We start from the raw sequence: 13,378 nt of genomic DNA, 5'->3' as shown, positions 1-13,378 counted from the left end.
GTGATTTTTCGTGAATTAAGTGATTGGCAACAGCCTTGTGCAAGGCTTTGGCCATGGACAAGTCTTCCAAGGTCCCACGGGCGTGAACGCCAGCACACCATTTTACGGGATGCGTCGCACTGCGTCCGGCCCGAGCGCGCGGGGCTATCAGGTGCTGTTCCACACCGATACGGTCAACCGCTGCCCCGGCTGCGCCGGGACCAACTGGCTGGTTGGGCGGATCACGGCTGAATGCGCCCGCTGCGGCACCGCGCTGCCGCTCGCCGAAGCGGCACAGATGGGCCTGGATCCTGTCGGCCACCGCCAGGTTGCGCTGCACATGGTTGAAGGCGGCAAACCCTGGCGCGAGCGACGCAAAACGCCGCGCGAAGCAACCGATGGGCGCGTCTTGACGTTGCACATCGATGGGTCTCCGCGTGCTTTCTCGATCGAAGACATTTCGGAAGGCGGATTGCGCGGCGTGGCGCTTGATGAGGTGTTCAAGAGCCGCCAGCTGATCGTCGAACTGGAAGACGGCACGCTTCATCCTGCCGAACTGCGGTGGTGCAGCGGCGGATACATCGGTCTGGCGTTCATCGCGCCCAGCCAAGCCTGAATTCGCACCCGGCAGGAGCCATCTGCGCACTGATGCGTTGATCCTTGCACTGGTCGGCATAGGCGGCCTGCTGTCAAGGATCGCTGATGCGTTTTGTTGCCGTACCCTTTGTTTTGACCGCCATGGTTTCCCTGGCCGCTTGCGATCGCACTGCAAAGGAACCACAGGCCAAGCCAAGTGCAGCAGTGACCGCGACGGCCGATCCGCTTGCCGCGCACGATCCGCAGCCGGGTGCGTCAATGACCGATGTCGCAGACGATCAGCCGCGTCCCGTCATGCAGATGCAAGTCGTGCTAGACCGGCTGGGCTTTACGCCAGGGGTTGTTGACGGAAAGGATGGCTTGTCGACGCGCAATGCCTTGCTGGGTTTTCAGGAGGCCAATCAGCTTGAAGCCACTGGCAAGCTGGATGAGGCGACCAAGGCCAAGCTGGCGCAATGGGCCACTATTCCCGCGACCCGCATGGTGACGATCCCGGCGGAATTCGCGGCCGGACCCTTTCAGCCGATTCCCGAAAAGCCGGAAGACCAGGCCAAGCTGGCCACGATGGGCTACACGTCGCTGGAGGAAAAACTGGCCGAGCGGTTTCACACCACGATCGATACGCTGAAAGCGCTCAACCCCGCGGTCGCCGTGGCGCCGCCGCCGAAGCCTACCCTTCCTTCCGCTAGTGACGCACCCGCGGCCAATCTGTTTGCCGCCGGGCAGCAGATCCGCGTGCCCAATGTCGGCGCCGATGCCATGGATGCGCGTACGGTCAGCGATCCCGAATGGCGCAATACGCTGGCCATGCTGGGCGTGGGCACGACCCAGCCCAAAGCGGCGCGGATCGTGGTCAGCAAAAGCAAGGGCACGCTCAAGGTCTATGATGCCGGCGACGTGCTGGTCGGCATGTTCACCGCGACCATGGGATCAAGCCACGATCCGCTGCCCTTGGGCAACTGGAAAATCCTGGGCGTGGCGCACAATCCGCCGTTCCATTACAATCCCGACCTGTTCTGGGATGCCAGCGACAAGAGCAGCAAGCAGCTGCTGCCGCCGGGTCCGAACGGCCCGGTCGGGGTGGTGTGGATCGACCTCAGCAAACCGCATTACGGAATCCACGGCACGTCCGAGCCGCAGACCATCGGCCGCGCTGAAAGCCACGGCTGCGTGCGCCTGACCAACTGGGACGTCGCCCGGCTGGCGCAGATGGTCAGCGGATCCACCAAGGTTCTGTTCGAGGCTTAAGCATGGCGCAGTTCGGCTGGCCAACGCTGATCAAGACCGCCGCGATCACCGCGGTCGTCACCTCGGGTCTGTGGGCCTCGGCCGGAATGGTGTGGTACTACCGCGTCGGTCCGGGCCACGTTGCGGCGGACCGGGCAAATCCGCAAGAGGCGGCTGGACAACTTGTGCCGATGGTTTCCCCGGTCGCTCCGGCCACTCATGAAGCGCTTGACCCCGCCGCCCTGGTAGCAGCCAACCAAGCCATGCCGTCAACACTGCTCATGCCGGTGAAGGGCGTTACCGCCGCGCAATTGGTTGATACCTTTACGCAAAGCCGCGCCGAGGGCCGCGTCCACGAAGCGATCGACATCATGGCCCCGCGCGGAACCCCGGTGATCGCGGCGGCGGCGGGAACAGTCGAGAAGCTGCACTTTTCGGCGCAGGGCGGGATCACGGTCTATGTCCGATCGCCCGACCGCCGGCTGCTATACTATTATGCCCACCTCGACAGCTATGCGCCGGGCCTGGCCGAGGGGCAAGTGCTGGCGGTGGGCGCGCCGCTGGGCCTGGTCGGTTTCAGCGGCAATGCTTCGCCGGACGGGCCGCACCTGCATTTCGCGATCAGCGCGATCGCGCCCGATCAGCAGTGGTATCAGCCCGCCGTGCCGCTCAACCCCTATCCGCTGCTGCGCGGAAAGCCGGGCTGAGCCGGCCTACTTGCTGGCGTATTGGCCAGCCTTGGCCTGGAAATTGACGCGGGCCCAGGTCTTCGCCTCTGCCGCGGTCTTGAACAGCTGCGCCTGCATGACATTGGTGACCAGCGGATAGCCTTGCGAATTGTAGCGCACGTCGCGCACGGTCAGGCGGAAATTGCCTTCGCCGTCCTTGTTGATCAGGAATGGGCGGAACGCATCACTGGACATCGTCGGTCTCCTTGGCGGCTTGGGCCACGCGTTCGGCGCGCGCTTCCTGAATGCTGATTTCACGGGCGGCGAGGGCCAGCCAGGCGGCTTTGGAACGCAGCAGGGTGGCGCGCTGGTTTTCCAGCACGGTCTTCGCCGCCGCTTCCTCGCAGATGTCTGCCTGTTGCAGGTAATATGCTGCCGATTGCGCCATGGTGGCCTCGCTTGGTGAGTGGGCGGCGCCGTTTTGGCAGCGCCGCGGAAAGTGTCAGCCGATGACCTCGGCCACGGCCCGGCGCAGTTCCTCGCGAGTCAGCACGCCGGGATGGCGCAGGACAGGCGGTGAAATGTAACGGGTATGGTCGCGTGCGACCGGAACAGCCCGGCGGGCTGCGGCGAAAATCAAATCAATCATATGTGTATCCTCGGCGCAGTCTTTGCGCCGTCTTGGTAAGTCAGGTTGCAGAAACCTAACGTCGCACGCCTTTGCGTGGTCCGCCCGGAGCGCCGCCGCCGGGACCTTTTTCCCGGAAGACGATTCGGCCCTTGGACAGATCGTAAGGGGTCATCTCGACCCGAACCCGGTCGCCCACCACCGAGCGGATGCGGAATTTGCGCATCTTCCCGGCGGTGTAAGCGATTATCCGGTGTTCGTTTTCCAACATGACGCCGAAGCGTCCGTCCGGAAGGATTTCGTCGATCTGGCCATCAAGGGTCAGAAGATCCTCTTTGGCCATCTCGTTACGCGGCTTCGAGGTTGACGGCCGAGCTCTTGCCGCGGTTGTCGGTCTCGATCTCGAACTTGATGCGCTGATCCTTGTCGAGCGTGGCCATGCCGGCCTTTTCGACGGCGCTGATGTGGACAAAGCTGTCCGCCCCGCCGCCATCAGGCGCGATGAAACCAAAACCCTTGGTCGAATTGAAAAACTTTACGGTGCCTACTGGCATGAGATGTTCCTTTCACGAAACAGGTGACCCCGCGAGCCCGAGTGGCCGCAGGAGCATTAGTGGCGAGATAGGGAACGAAGGGGCCGGTTAAGAGACCGAGAAGTTCCGTCGCAGGCGACGTTAGCGGCACCCTATATAAGGCAATTGCGCGGAATTGCAATCGCGCTGGCAAACAGGCTTGCTTTTGCCGGGGGGCGCGCCTATTTGGCGCTCATCCCGACATTGTGACGCAACGAAGGGGCTGGCGCCGGAAGGGGCCGGCGCGAAACCTCGTTGTCACAGCGCCGGATTAGCGGAGTTTTCATGGCGGATATCGCGCGCATTATCGAAGTTGTCGAGCCTGAGGCCAAGGCCCTGGGCTTCGACCTCGTGCGCGTGCGCTATTTCAAGGGCGGCGAGATCGGTCCGCTGTCCGACGCCGAGGAATATACCCTGCAGATCATGGCCGAGCGCCCCGATACCGGGCAGCTGGTGATCGAGGACTGCGCCGCGCTGTCGCACCGCGTGTCTGATGCAATCGACGCGCTGGAGGAAAAGGGGGAAGTGCTGATTTCCGATGCCTACCGCCTCGAAGTCAGCTCGCCCGGGATCGACCGGCCGCTCACCCGGCCGCAGGATTTTGCCAACTGGGCCGGGCATGAAGCCCGCGTCCAGCTGGACAACCCGGTCGACGGCAATCGCACCTCGCTGCAAGGTGATCTGATCGGGATCGATGGTGACACCGTTGCCCTTGACGACAAGAAAAGCGGCCGGGTCGAATTCCCGCTGTCCGATATTCATTCCGCCAAGCTGGTCCTGACCGACCGGCTGATCGCCGCAACCCGCCCGCTGGATGCCAGCGGCGTCGATGACATTCTCGAAGAACAGGAAGACTGAAGATGGCCAGTCCGATTTCCGCCAACCGCGCCGAACTGCTGGCGATCGCCAATGCGGTCGCCACTGAAAAGATGATCGACAAGTCGATCGTCATCGAGGCGATGGAAGAAGCGATCCAGAAGAGCGCGCGCAACCGCTATGGCGCTGAAAACGACATCCGCGCCAAGCTTGATCCGCGCACCGGCGACCTGCGCCTGTGGCGCGTCGTCGAAGTGGTCGAGGAAGTCGACGACTACTTCAAGCAGGTCGACCTCAAGGCCGCGCAGAAGCTCGACAAGGATGCCAAGCTGGGCGATTTCATCGTCGATCCGCTGCCCCCGGTCGATCTGGGCCGGATCGATGCGCAGTCGGCCAAGCAGGTGATCTTCCAGAAGGTCCGCGATGCCGAGCGTGACCGCCAGTACGAAGAATTCAAGGACCGCGCCGGCGAAGTCGTGACCGGGGTGATCAAGTCGGTCGAATTCGGCCATGTGATCGTCAACCTCGGTCGCGCCGAGGGTGTGATTCGCCGCGACCAGCAGATCCCGCGCGAAGTAGCCCGCACCGGCGAACGCGTCCGCGCCTATATCAGCAAGGTCGAGCGCCAGAACCGCGGTCCGCAGATCTTCCTCAGCCGCTCGCACCCAGAGTTCATGAAGAAGCTGTTCGCCCAGGAAGTGCCCGAAATCTATGACGGCATCATCGAGATCAAGGCCGCCGCCCGCGATCCGGGCAGCCGCGCCAAGATTGGCGTGATCAGCCGCGACAGCAGCATTGACCCGGTCGGCGCCTGCGTCGGCATGAAGGGCAGCCGCGTTCAGGCCGTGGTGCAGGAACTGCAGGGCGAAAAGATCGACATCATCCCCTGGTCGGAAGATACCGCGACCTTCGTGGTCAACGCGCTGCAGCCGGCCACGGTCAGCCGCGTGGTGATCGACGAGGAAGAAAGCCGCATCGAAGTCGTCGTGCCTGACGATCAGCTGTCGCTTGCCATCGGCCGCCGCGGCCAGAATGTCCGTCTCGCCAGCCAGCTGACCGGCAGCCAGATCGACATCATGACCGAGGCCGAATCGAGCGAGAAGCGCCAGAAGGAATTCGCCGAACGGTCCAAGATGTTCGAAGAAGAGCTCGACGTCGACGAAACCCTCTCGCAGCTGCTGGTTGCTGAAGGCTTCAGCGAGCTTGAAGAGGTCGCCTATATCGAAATCAGCGAACTGGCGACGATCGAAGGTTTTGACGAAGAACTGGCCGAAGAACTGCAAAGCCGCGCCAGCGAAGCGCTGGAACGCCGCGAGGAAGCCAACCGCGAGGCCCGCCGCGCTCTGGGCGTCGAAGATGCCCTGGCCGAAATCCCGCACCTGACCGAAGCCATGCTGGTCACGCTGGGCAAGGCCGGGATCAAGACGCTGGACGATCTGGCCGACCTCGCCACCGACGAACTGATCGCCAAGAAGCGCGTCGAGCAGCGCCGCCGCGACAGCGCCCCGACCGGACCCAAGCTGGCCCCGCGCCGCAGCGAACGCGCCGAGGACAAGGGCGGCGTGCTGGGCGATTACGGCCTGAACGAAGAGCAGGGCAACGAGATCATCATGGCTGCCCGCGCCCACTGGTTCGAAGATGAGGAGGCCGCCGATGCGGATTCCTCACAATGAGCGTCTAAGCTCCGACATTGACGGCGACGGGCCGGAGCGGACCTGCATCCTCTCCGGCGTCGCAGGGTCGCGCGATGATTTCATCCGCCTGGCGATTTCGCCGGACGGAGAAGTCTTGCCCGATGCCCTGGCGCGGGCGCCGGGGCGCGGGGCATGGATCGCGGTGTCGCGGGTCGAGCTTGAAACGGCGCTGACCAAGGGCAAACTCAAGGGCGCACTGGCGCGAGCCTACAAGGGTGCGGCGCTGACCATCCCGAACGATCTGCCCGGTCGGATCGAAGCGGCGCTGACCCGCGCCTTTACCGACCGGCTCGGTTTGGAAATGAAAAGCGGCCGGCTGCTGGTCGGCTCTGACCGGATTGGCGAACATGCCCGGATGGGCAAGGTCGCCTGGCTGGCCCACGCTGCCGATGCGGGTACGGATGGATCCGGCAAGCTCGACCAGGCCTGGCGGGTGGGAGAGGACGCCGAAGGGACGGGCAAGGCGGGGGTCACCTTGCCACTGGACCGCACGGCGCTGTCTGTGGCATTGGGCCGCGACAACGTCGTCCACCTGGCGCTGACCGATTCCCATGCCGCGCAAAGGCTGGCCGTTCCCCTGCAGCGCCTGCTGCGCTTTCTGGGGCAGGGCGAGAAGACCGGACAGAACAATGGCGAAGGACCGGCACATGCTGCCGGTGCCCCCGCCTGACGACGATTTTGATTGAAGGACGTATCGAAGCAATGAGCGATAGCGAAAACAAACCGACGCTGGGCAGGAAGCCTTTGGGGCTGAAGCGTTCGGTCGAAGCGGGCGAGGTCAAGCAGACCTTCAGCCACGGCCGCACCAACAAGGTTGTGGTCGAGGTCAAGCGCCGCAAGCTGATCGGCAAGCCCGGTGCGCCCGAAGTGGCCGCTCCGCCGCCGCCGCCCCCGCCGCCGCCGGCCCCTGTTGCCGCCGCGCCCAAGCCGGCTGCGCCCAAGCCCGCGGTGTCGAACGAGACCCCGCAGGAGCGCGTCGCCCGGATGCAGCGCGAGGCCGAAGAGGCCCGCCTGGAGATGCTGGCCTCGCAGACCGAGCGCGAGCAGGAACAACGCGCCCGCTCGCTTGAGGAAGAGCGCCGCCGCGCCGAAGACAACCGCAAGGCCGAAGCCGAAGCAGCGGCAGCCCCGCCAGTCGAAGCCGCGGCACCTGCGTCCGAACCCGAAGCGGAAGAGCCTGCCGAACAGGAAGGCGCCTCGGTTGCCCCGGCACCGCGACGGTTCACCCCGGTCGCCGCGCCCAAGCGGCCCGAGCCGGCTGCTGCGCCCAAGAAGCCCGCCCATCCGCGCGACAAGAGCGGCGGCGATCAGCGCCGCCACGCCGGCAAACTGACGGTCAGCCGCGCGCTCAACGAGGACGAAGGCGCGCGCGCCCGTTCGCTCGCCGCATTGAAGCGTGCCCGCGAAAAGGAAAAGCGCGCGCACTTCGCCGGGCAGAGCCAGCCGCGTGAAAAGCAGGTCCGCGACGTGATCGTGCCCGAAGCCATCACGGTCCAGGAATTGGCCAACCGCATGGCGGAAAAGGGCGCCGATCTGGTCAAGGCGCTGTTCAAGATGGGCATGATGGTCACCGTCAACCAGACGATCGACCAGGATACCGCGGAACTGCTGGTCGAAGAATTCGGCCACAACATCAACCGTGTCTCGGAAAGCGATGTCGATATCGACACTGCCGAGGACGTCGATGCGCCCGAGACGCTGCAGACCCGTCCGCCGGTCGTGACGATCATGGGCCACGTCGACCACGGCAAGACCAGCCTGCTCGACGCACTGCGCGGCACTGACGTGGTGCGCGGCGAAGCCGGCGGGATCACCCAGCATATCGGCGCGTACCAGATCAAGACCAAGGGCGGTGAGCTGATCACCTTCCTGGATACTCCGGGCCACGAAGCCTTCACCGAAATGCGCCAGCGCGGCGCCAACGTGACCGACATCGTGATCCTGGTGGTGGCCGGCGACGACGGGCTGATGCCGCAGACGATCGAGGCGATCAACCACACCAAGGCGGCCGGCGTGCCGATGATCGTGGCGATCACCAAGGCCGACAAGCCTGAGTTCACCCCGCAGAAGATCCGCGAACGCCTGCTTGAGCACGAGATCATCGTCGAGGCGATGTCGGGCGATGTCCAGGACGTCGAAGTTTCGGCCAAGACCGGTGCGGGCCTCGATCAGCTGATCGAGAAAATCCTGCTCCAGGCCGAACTGATGGAACTGAAGGCCAACCCCGACCGCGCCGCCGATGCGACCGTGATCGAGGCCAAGCTCGACAAGGGCAAGGGCCCGCTGGCCACCGTGCTGATCAACCGCGGCACGCTTAAGGTCGGCGACATCCTGGTCGTGGGCACCCATTCGGGCCGCGTCCGCGCCATGCTGGATGACAAGGGCCGCCAGGTGAAGACCGCGCCGCCCTCGCTCCCTGTCGAAGTGCTGGGGATCGGCGGAGTGCCGATGGCCGGCGACACGCTGACCGTGGTCGAAAGCGAAGTGCGCGCCCGTGAAGTGGCGGGCTATCGCCAGGAAAAGGCCACCGCCAAGCGCACCACCACTGCGCCTGCCACGATCGAGAACATGTTCTCGGCACTGAAGGCCAAGACCGATGTGATCGAATATCCGGTCGTGGTGCGCAGCGACGTGCAGGGCTCGACCGAAGCGATCGTCAATGCGCTCAACAAGCTCTCCAACGACGAAATCAAGGTCAAGGTGCTGCAATCGGGCGTCGGCGCGATTACCGAAAGCGACGTCAGCCTTGCGGCGGCATCGGGCGCGCCGATCATCGGCTTCCACGTCCGCCCCAACGCCAAGGCGCGCGAGCTGATCGAGCGGCAGAAGGTCAAGATGAAGTACTTCGACGTCATCTATCATCTGACCGACGAGATCGCCAAGGAAATGGCCGGAATCTGGGGTCCGGAGCGGATCGAGCACGTCGTTGGCCGCGCCGAGGTCAAGGAAGTGTTCCCGGCCGGCAAGCGCGACAAGGCGGCGGGTCTGCTGGTGCTCGAAGGCGGGATCAAGAAGGGCCTGTTCGCCCGCCTTACCCGTGACGACGTCATCGTTTCGAAGACCACCATCGCCAGCCTGCGCCGCTTCAAGGACGACGTGCCGGAAGTCCGCGCGGGCCTGGAGTGCGGCGTCGTGCTGCAGGACACCAACGACATCAAGGCGGGCGACATGCTCGAAGTGTTTGAGGTGGAAGAGCGCGAACGGACGCTGTGATGCCGGCTACCATGCCGCAGTGCAGCTATTCCGAGTTGATGGGGTCGGAGGTGCTGGCCTTCGATCCCGCCACCGAGACGATCACCATGCGCTTCGTCGTGCCCGATTGCTTCGTCACTGGCCGCGGCGGTGTGCAGGGTGGATTGGTCGCGGGATTTCTCGACGAGGTCATGGGTCGGGCCCATGTCGAGGCAACGAGCGGGGCTGAAGCTCCGCTCAATCTCGAGATCGCGATGACATTGTTGAAGCTCATTCCGCCAGGACCGATCATGGGCAAGGGTCGGGTGATCCGACGCGGGAAGCGGGCGATCTTCCTAGAGGGCGAACTGTTCGACGAGGCCGGGGCTACGCTCATGGCCAGGGCCACTTCGACCGCCATCCCCACGCCCGTTCCGCCGCAGATCTGATAATGTCCCGCCAACCCGCCACGCCTGAAACCCGCTCGGTCCGCCTGCTCAAGGTGGGGGAACAGGTGCGCCATGTGATCAGCGATCTGCTGACCCGGCAGATGGTCCATGACGATGTCCTGACCGCCCACGCGGTTAGCGTCACCGAAGTGCGGATGAGCCCGGACCTGCGCCACGCCACGGTCTTCGTGAAGCCGCTGCTGGGCCAGGACGAGGATGTCGTGCTGAAAGCGCTGCGCACCAACACCGCGTTCTTCCAGAAGGAAGTCGCGGGCAAGCTGCGGCTGAAATACGCGGCCAAGATCAAGTTCCTGCCCGACGAAAGCTTCGACGTGGCGGAGAAGATCGAGACCCTGCTGCGCGATCCCAAGGTCCAGCGGGACCTGGGCGAAGCCTAGTTCGGCACCATCCGGGCGTTGATCGTGATCGTCACGTCCTTGCCCACCAGCCCGGCGTAGCCGTTCATGCCGAATTGGCGGCGGTCGATGGTGGTCTTGGCGACGATCTGCACCGGATCGCGGCCTGTCACTTCGGAGGGCGGGCTGGCAAAGGCAACGCTGAGAACTGCGGGGCGGGTGGTGCCACGGGCGGTCAACAGGCCGGCGACCTGCGCGGTGCTCGGCCCGGTCATGGTCATGCGCTGGCCTGAAAAGCTGACTGTGGGATGGCGCGCGACGTCGAGGAATTCGGGACTTTTCAGCTGCTCACCGACGGTGCGGTCCTTGGTCGAAAGCATTCGCGCATCGACCGCAACTTCCAGATCGATCGAACCGAGCTGGCCAGGCGAAAGTACCACGCCGCCGCTCATCCGCGGGAAGGCGGCCGATTTCTTGACGAAACCAAGCACGGTCACCTTGGCGTCGATCGCGCTGCGGCTGCTGTCGAGCTGGTAGCGGTAGGCCGGCGGCGCGGCGCCGATGGCCAGCAAGGGCAGGAAAGCTAGCAGTGCACGCATCAGGCGACCCCCCGGTCAGTTTGTTAACCCAGGATCGCCAAGCATCCTTTCGAAATCCCTAACGACGAAAATTAACGCGGCGCGGTTCGTCGCATACCATGGCGCTTTACCCGTGCTCAGTCGCGTGCGCCGGGCGGGGCCGGGACCATGCGCGCATCGATGGTTATCGCGACGTTCCTGCCGACAATGAAGCTGTAGGCGGTCATCCCGAACGTGCGTCGGTCGATCGTGGTGCGGGCGGAAAGCTGGACCGCCTCGCGCCCGGTCGCGCGTGACGGCGGCTGGCGGAAGGCAACGTCGAGAACCGCGGGACGGGTCACCCCGCGCGCGGTGATCGATCCGTCGACCCTGGCAGTAACCTGGCCGGTCATGGTCATCCGCCGGCCTTCGAAATGGACGGTGGGATAGCGCTCGGCATCGAAGAATTTGGGCCCGCGCAGGCGGCCAAGAGTGACGCTGTCGCCCGCGGTCAGCGCCCTGGCATCCAGATCGACGTCCAGATCGATCGCATCCAGCCGTCCGGGCTGCAGTGTGATCGCGCCGGTCATCTTCGGAAAATGCGCGGTCTTGCTGGCGAGGCCGAAGAACGCGACCTTGGCCGCGACATCGCTATGCGCCGGATCGAGGTGATAGTGGTAGGTCGGTTCGGCCGCGCCCAGGCACAGCAGCGCCAGCGGCAGGGCGATCAAGGCCCGCATATCCGATACTCCAGCGCCCCGCATGTTATCGGGCGCAGGTGCGCTTTCGCGGCCGCGCTGTCAATCGCACTGGCCTTTGCCGCCAGACACCCTATCTGGTCGGCGATGGCCAAGCTCTATTTCTACTATGCCAGCATGAACGCGGGGAAATCGACCACGCTGCTGCAGGCTGATTTCAATTACCGCGAGCGCGGCATGGCGACCATGTTGTGGACCGCGGCGCTCGACCACCGCAGTGACGAGCAGGCGATCGAAAGCCGGATCGGGCTGGGGGCGGACGCACACCGCTATGCCGCCGATACCGATCTGTGGGCGCGTGTCACCGCGGCGCACAAGGTCGAGCCGCTGGCCTGTGTGCTGATCGATGAGGCGCAGTTCCTGTCCGAAGCCCAGGTCTGGCAGCTCGCCCGGCTGGCCGACGAGGCCAATATCCCGGTGCTCTGCTATGGCCTGCGCACCGATTTCCAGGGCGAGCTGTTCCCCGGGTCGAAGGTGTTGCTGGGCATTGCCGACAGTCTGGTCGAATTGAAGGCGGTGTGCCACTGCGGCCGCAAGTCGACGATGAACCTGCGGGTCGATGCCGACGGCGCGGCGGTGCGCCACGGCGCCCAGACCGAGATCGGTGGCAACGACCGCTATGTCGCGCTGTGCCGCAAGCATTTCACCGAGGCGATGGGACGATGAGCACCGATCCGCTGGGCCTCTGGGTCGTGATCGAAGCGGGCGACCTGTGCCTCGAACCGCTGGAGGAGCGCCACCGCGAACCGCTGCGCGAGGCCTGCGGCGAGGATCAGGCGATCTGGGAGATGTACGGCATCTCATACGACACCGACCATTTCGACGAGAGCTTCAGCAGACTGCTGGCCAATCCCGACCGGTTGCCTTTCGCCATTCTGGTCGGCGGGGACATGGCCGGGATGACCGCCTGGATCGGCACCAATGTCGGCTGGCGCACATCCGAGATCGGCAACACCTATCTGCGCCCGCGCTTTCGCGGCGGGCAGGTCAACGGGCCGCTCAAGCGGCTGATGCAGGCCCACGGTTTCGCCTGCGGGCTCAAGCGGATGTTCTTCTCGGTCGATACCCGCAACACGCGCTCGATGGCGGCCTGCGAGAAGAACGGCGCGACCTTCGAGGGCGTGCTGCGCAACCACATGATTACCTGGACCGGCTTTGAGCGCGACAGCGCGATCTTCTCGGTCGTTGAACGCGACCGGGAAAGGCTGGGACTATGAACGATACCATCTATCAGGCGGCGGCGCTGATCGTGCCGCTGATCTTCGCCATCGTCTTTCACGAGGTCGCCCACGGCTGGGTCGCCCGCGCGCTGGGCGATCCGACCGCGTCGCAGCTCAACCGGCTCAGCCTCAATCCGCTGCGCCATGTCGATCCGGTGGGGACGATCCTGCTGCCCGGCGCGCTCAAGCTGCTGGGGCTGCCGGTATTCGGCTGGGCCAAGCCGGTGCCGGTCGATTTCCGCCGCTTGAACAACCCGCGCCGCGACATGATCCTGGTGGCCGCGGCGGGGCCGGGAATGAACCTGCTGATGGCGCTGTTGTCGTCCGTGCTGCTTGGGCTGCTGGCGCTGGCCGTGCCTGCGCCTGCCGTCCACACCGTGCCGCATTTCGTCGGGCTCAGCCTGTTGCTGTTCATCCAGATCAACATCTTCCTGGCGCTGTTCAACCTGATCCCGATCCCGCCGTTCGACGGCTCGCACATCATGGAGGGGCTGCTGCCCGAGCGGGCGGCGGCGGCCTATGGCCAGTTGCGCAAGGTCGGCTTCCTGCTGGTGATCGTGCTGATCGTGGTGCTGCCGCAGGTTATTCCCGGGTTCAATCCGGTCGGCCAGCTGATCGGTGCGCCGGTGAACTGGCTGACCCAGCGCTATCTCGACATCGCCGGGGCGATCGCGGGCGGCTGACCG

General features: G+C 64.8%; 19 protein-coding genes. 12 read left to right on the top strand and 7 right to left on the bottom strand.

The annotated features are described in order from the left end of the window. Positions 1–82 precede the first annotated feature (82 nt). The 3 genes from ACFFF7_RS02765 (at position 83) to ACFFF7_RS02755 (ending at position 2,510) form a co-directional block, all read left to right on the top strand. Positions 83–595 carry a PilZ domain-containing protein gene (locus tag ACFFF7_RS02765; protein WP_379479833.1) on the top strand — a complete coding sequence of 171 codons (513 nt, stop codon included), beginning with the start codon at positions 83–85 and terminating at the stop codon, positions 593–595. A gap of 86 nt (positions 596–681) precedes the next feature. After that, entirely contained in the window at positions 682–1,824 is a 1,143-nt protein-coding gene (locus ACFFF7_RS02760) for a L,D-transpeptidase family protein (protein ID WP_379479832.1), read from the top strand. Positions 1,825–1,826: 2 nt separating this feature from the next. Beyond that, positions 1,827–2,510: a M23 family metallopeptidase gene (locus ACFFF7_RS02755; protein ID WP_379479831.1), complete on the top strand. Its 684-nt coding sequence runs from the start codon at positions 1,827–1,829 to the stop codon at positions 2,508–2,510. Between the two features lie 6 nt (positions 2,511–2,516). On the opposite strand, the gene ACFFF7_RS02750 is transcribed toward ACFFF7_RS02755, so the two are convergent. Genes ACFFF7_RS02750 through ACFFF7_RS02730 form a run of 5 tightly spaced genes read right to left on the bottom strand, consistent with a single transcriptional unit; the run spans position 2,517 to position 3,653 of the window. Continuing rightward, positions 2,517–2,726 carry a hypothetical protein gene (locus ACFFF7_RS02750; RefSeq protein ID WP_379479830.1) on the bottom strand — a complete coding sequence of 70 codons (210 nt, stop codon included), beginning with the start codon at positions 2,724–2,726 and terminating at the stop codon, positions 2,517–2,519. Continuing rightward, the gene (locus ACFFF7_RS02745) at positions 2,716–2,919 is read right to left on the bottom strand and encodes a hypothetical protein (RefSeq protein WP_379479829.1); all 204 of its coding nucleotides are present in this window, start codon (positions 2,917–2,919) and stop codon (positions 2,716–2,718) included. The genes ACFFF7_RS02750 and ACFFF7_RS02745 overlap by 11 nt, the downstream gene beginning before the upstream one ends. Positions 2,920–2,973: 54 nt before the next feature. Next, a complete protein-coding gene (locus tag ACFFF7_RS02740) occupies positions 2,974–3,120 on the bottom strand; it encodes a hypothetical protein (RefSeq protein ID WP_379479828.1) in 147 nt (48 codons plus the stop codon). A gap of 55 nt (positions 3,121–3,175) precedes the next feature. Next, positions 3,176–3,442: a translation initiation factor IF-1 gene (gene infA, locus ACFFF7_RS02735; protein ID WP_379479827.1), complete on the bottom strand. Its 267-nt coding sequence runs from the start codon at positions 3,440–3,442 to the stop codon at positions 3,176–3,178. A 4-nt stretch (positions 3,443–3,446) separates the two neighbouring features. Further along, positions 3,447–3,653 carry a cold-shock protein gene (locus tag ACFFF7_RS02730; RefSeq protein WP_379479826.1) on the bottom strand — a complete coding sequence of 69 codons (207 nt, stop codon included), beginning with the start codon at positions 3,651–3,653 and terminating at the stop codon, positions 3,447–3,449. Positions 3,654–3,956: 303 nt separating this feature from the next. Here ACFFF7_RS02730 and rimP point away from each other — a divergent pair, with 303 nt between their 5' ends. The 6 genes from rimP to rbfA are packed head-to-tail and all read left to right on the top strand — an operon-like array spanning position 3,957 to position 10,199. Then, positions 3,957–4,529, top strand: a complete 573-nt coding sequence (gene rimP / locus ACFFF7_RS02725) for a ribosome maturation protein RimP (RefSeq protein ID WP_379479825.1) — start codon at positions 3,957–3,959, stop codon at positions 4,527–4,529. Positions 4,530–4,531: 2 nt separating this feature from the next. Then, positions 4,532–6,160, top strand: coding sequence for a transcription termination factor NusA (nusA, locus tag ACFFF7_RS02720; RefSeq protein WP_379479824.1), 1,629 nt, complete (start codon positions 4,532–4,534; stop codon positions 6,158–6,160). Further along, a complete protein-coding gene (locus ACFFF7_RS02715) occupies positions 6,141–6,851 on the top strand; it encodes a DUF448 domain-containing protein (protein ID WP_379479823.1) in 711 nt (236 codons plus the stop codon). Before nusA ends, ACFFF7_RS02715 begins: the two co-directional genes overlap by 20 nt. Positions 6,852–6,883: 32 nt before the next feature. Further along, positions 6,884–9,394, top strand: coding sequence for a translation initiation factor IF-2 (infB, locus tag ACFFF7_RS02710; protein WP_379479822.1), 2,511 nt, complete (start codon positions 6,884–6,886; stop codon positions 9,392–9,394). After that, complete coding sequence (locus tag ACFFF7_RS02705; RefSeq protein ID WP_379479821.1) at positions 9,394–9,801, top strand: PaaI family thioesterase; 408 nt, start codon at positions 9,394–9,396, stop codon at positions 9,799–9,801. The genes infB and ACFFF7_RS02705 overlap by 1 nt, the downstream gene beginning before the upstream one ends. A 2-nt stretch (positions 9,802–9,803) precedes the next feature. Next, positions 9,804–10,199 (top strand): 30S ribosome-binding factor RbfA, encoded by a 396-nt coding sequence (rbfA, locus tag ACFFF7_RS02700; RefSeq protein WP_379479820.1) that lies wholly within the window; start codon positions 9,804–9,806, stop codon positions 10,197–10,199. Here the strand turns inward: rbfA and ACFFF7_RS02695 are convergent. Beyond that, positions 10,196–10,756, bottom strand: a complete 561-nt coding sequence (locus ACFFF7_RS02695) for a YceI family protein (protein WP_379479819.1) — start codon at positions 10,754–10,756, stop codon at positions 10,196–10,198. The genes rbfA and ACFFF7_RS02695 overlap by 4 nt on opposite strands. Positions 10,757–10,872: 116 nt before the next feature. Further along, positions 10,873–11,454 (bottom strand): YceI family protein, encoded by a 582-nt coding sequence (locus ACFFF7_RS02690; protein WP_379479818.1) that lies wholly within the window; start codon positions 11,452–11,454, stop codon positions 10,873–10,875. A gap of 105 nt (positions 11,455–11,559) precedes the next feature. Between ACFFF7_RS02690 and ACFFF7_RS02685 the strand changes: the two genes are divergently transcribed. Genes ACFFF7_RS02685 through ACFFF7_RS02675 form a run of 3 tightly spaced genes read left to right on the top strand, consistent with a single transcriptional unit; the run spans position 11,560 to position 13,375 of the window. Continuing rightward, positions 11,560–12,138 carry a thymidine kinase gene (locus tag ACFFF7_RS02685; protein ID WP_379479817.1) on the top strand — a complete coding sequence of 193 codons (579 nt, stop codon included), beginning with the start codon at positions 11,560–11,562 and terminating at the stop codon, positions 12,136–12,138. Next, entirely contained in the window at positions 12,135–12,689 is a 555-nt protein-coding gene (locus ACFFF7_RS02680) for a GNAT family N-acetyltransferase (RefSeq protein WP_379479816.1), read from the top strand. The genes ACFFF7_RS02685 and ACFFF7_RS02680 overlap by 4 nt, the downstream gene beginning before the upstream one ends. Then, complete coding sequence (locus tag ACFFF7_RS02675; RefSeq protein WP_379479815.1) at positions 12,686–13,375, top strand: site-2 protease family protein; 690 nt, start codon at positions 12,686–12,688, stop codon at positions 13,373–13,375. Before ACFFF7_RS02680 ends, ACFFF7_RS02675 begins: the two co-directional genes overlap by 4 nt. Positions 13,376–13,378: the final 3 nt, after the last annotated feature.

Origin of the sequence: Novosphingobium aquiterrae, from assembly GCF_042434435.1 — a bacterium.
In the GTDB taxonomy this organism is placed as follows: Bacteria; Pseudomonadota; Alphaproteobacteria; order Sphingomonadales; family Sphingomonadaceae; genus Novosphingobium; species Novosphingobium aquiterrae.
The sequence above is the reverse complement of the archived record's forward strand: the minus strand, read 5'-3'. Positions and strand labels throughout refer to the sequence as shown.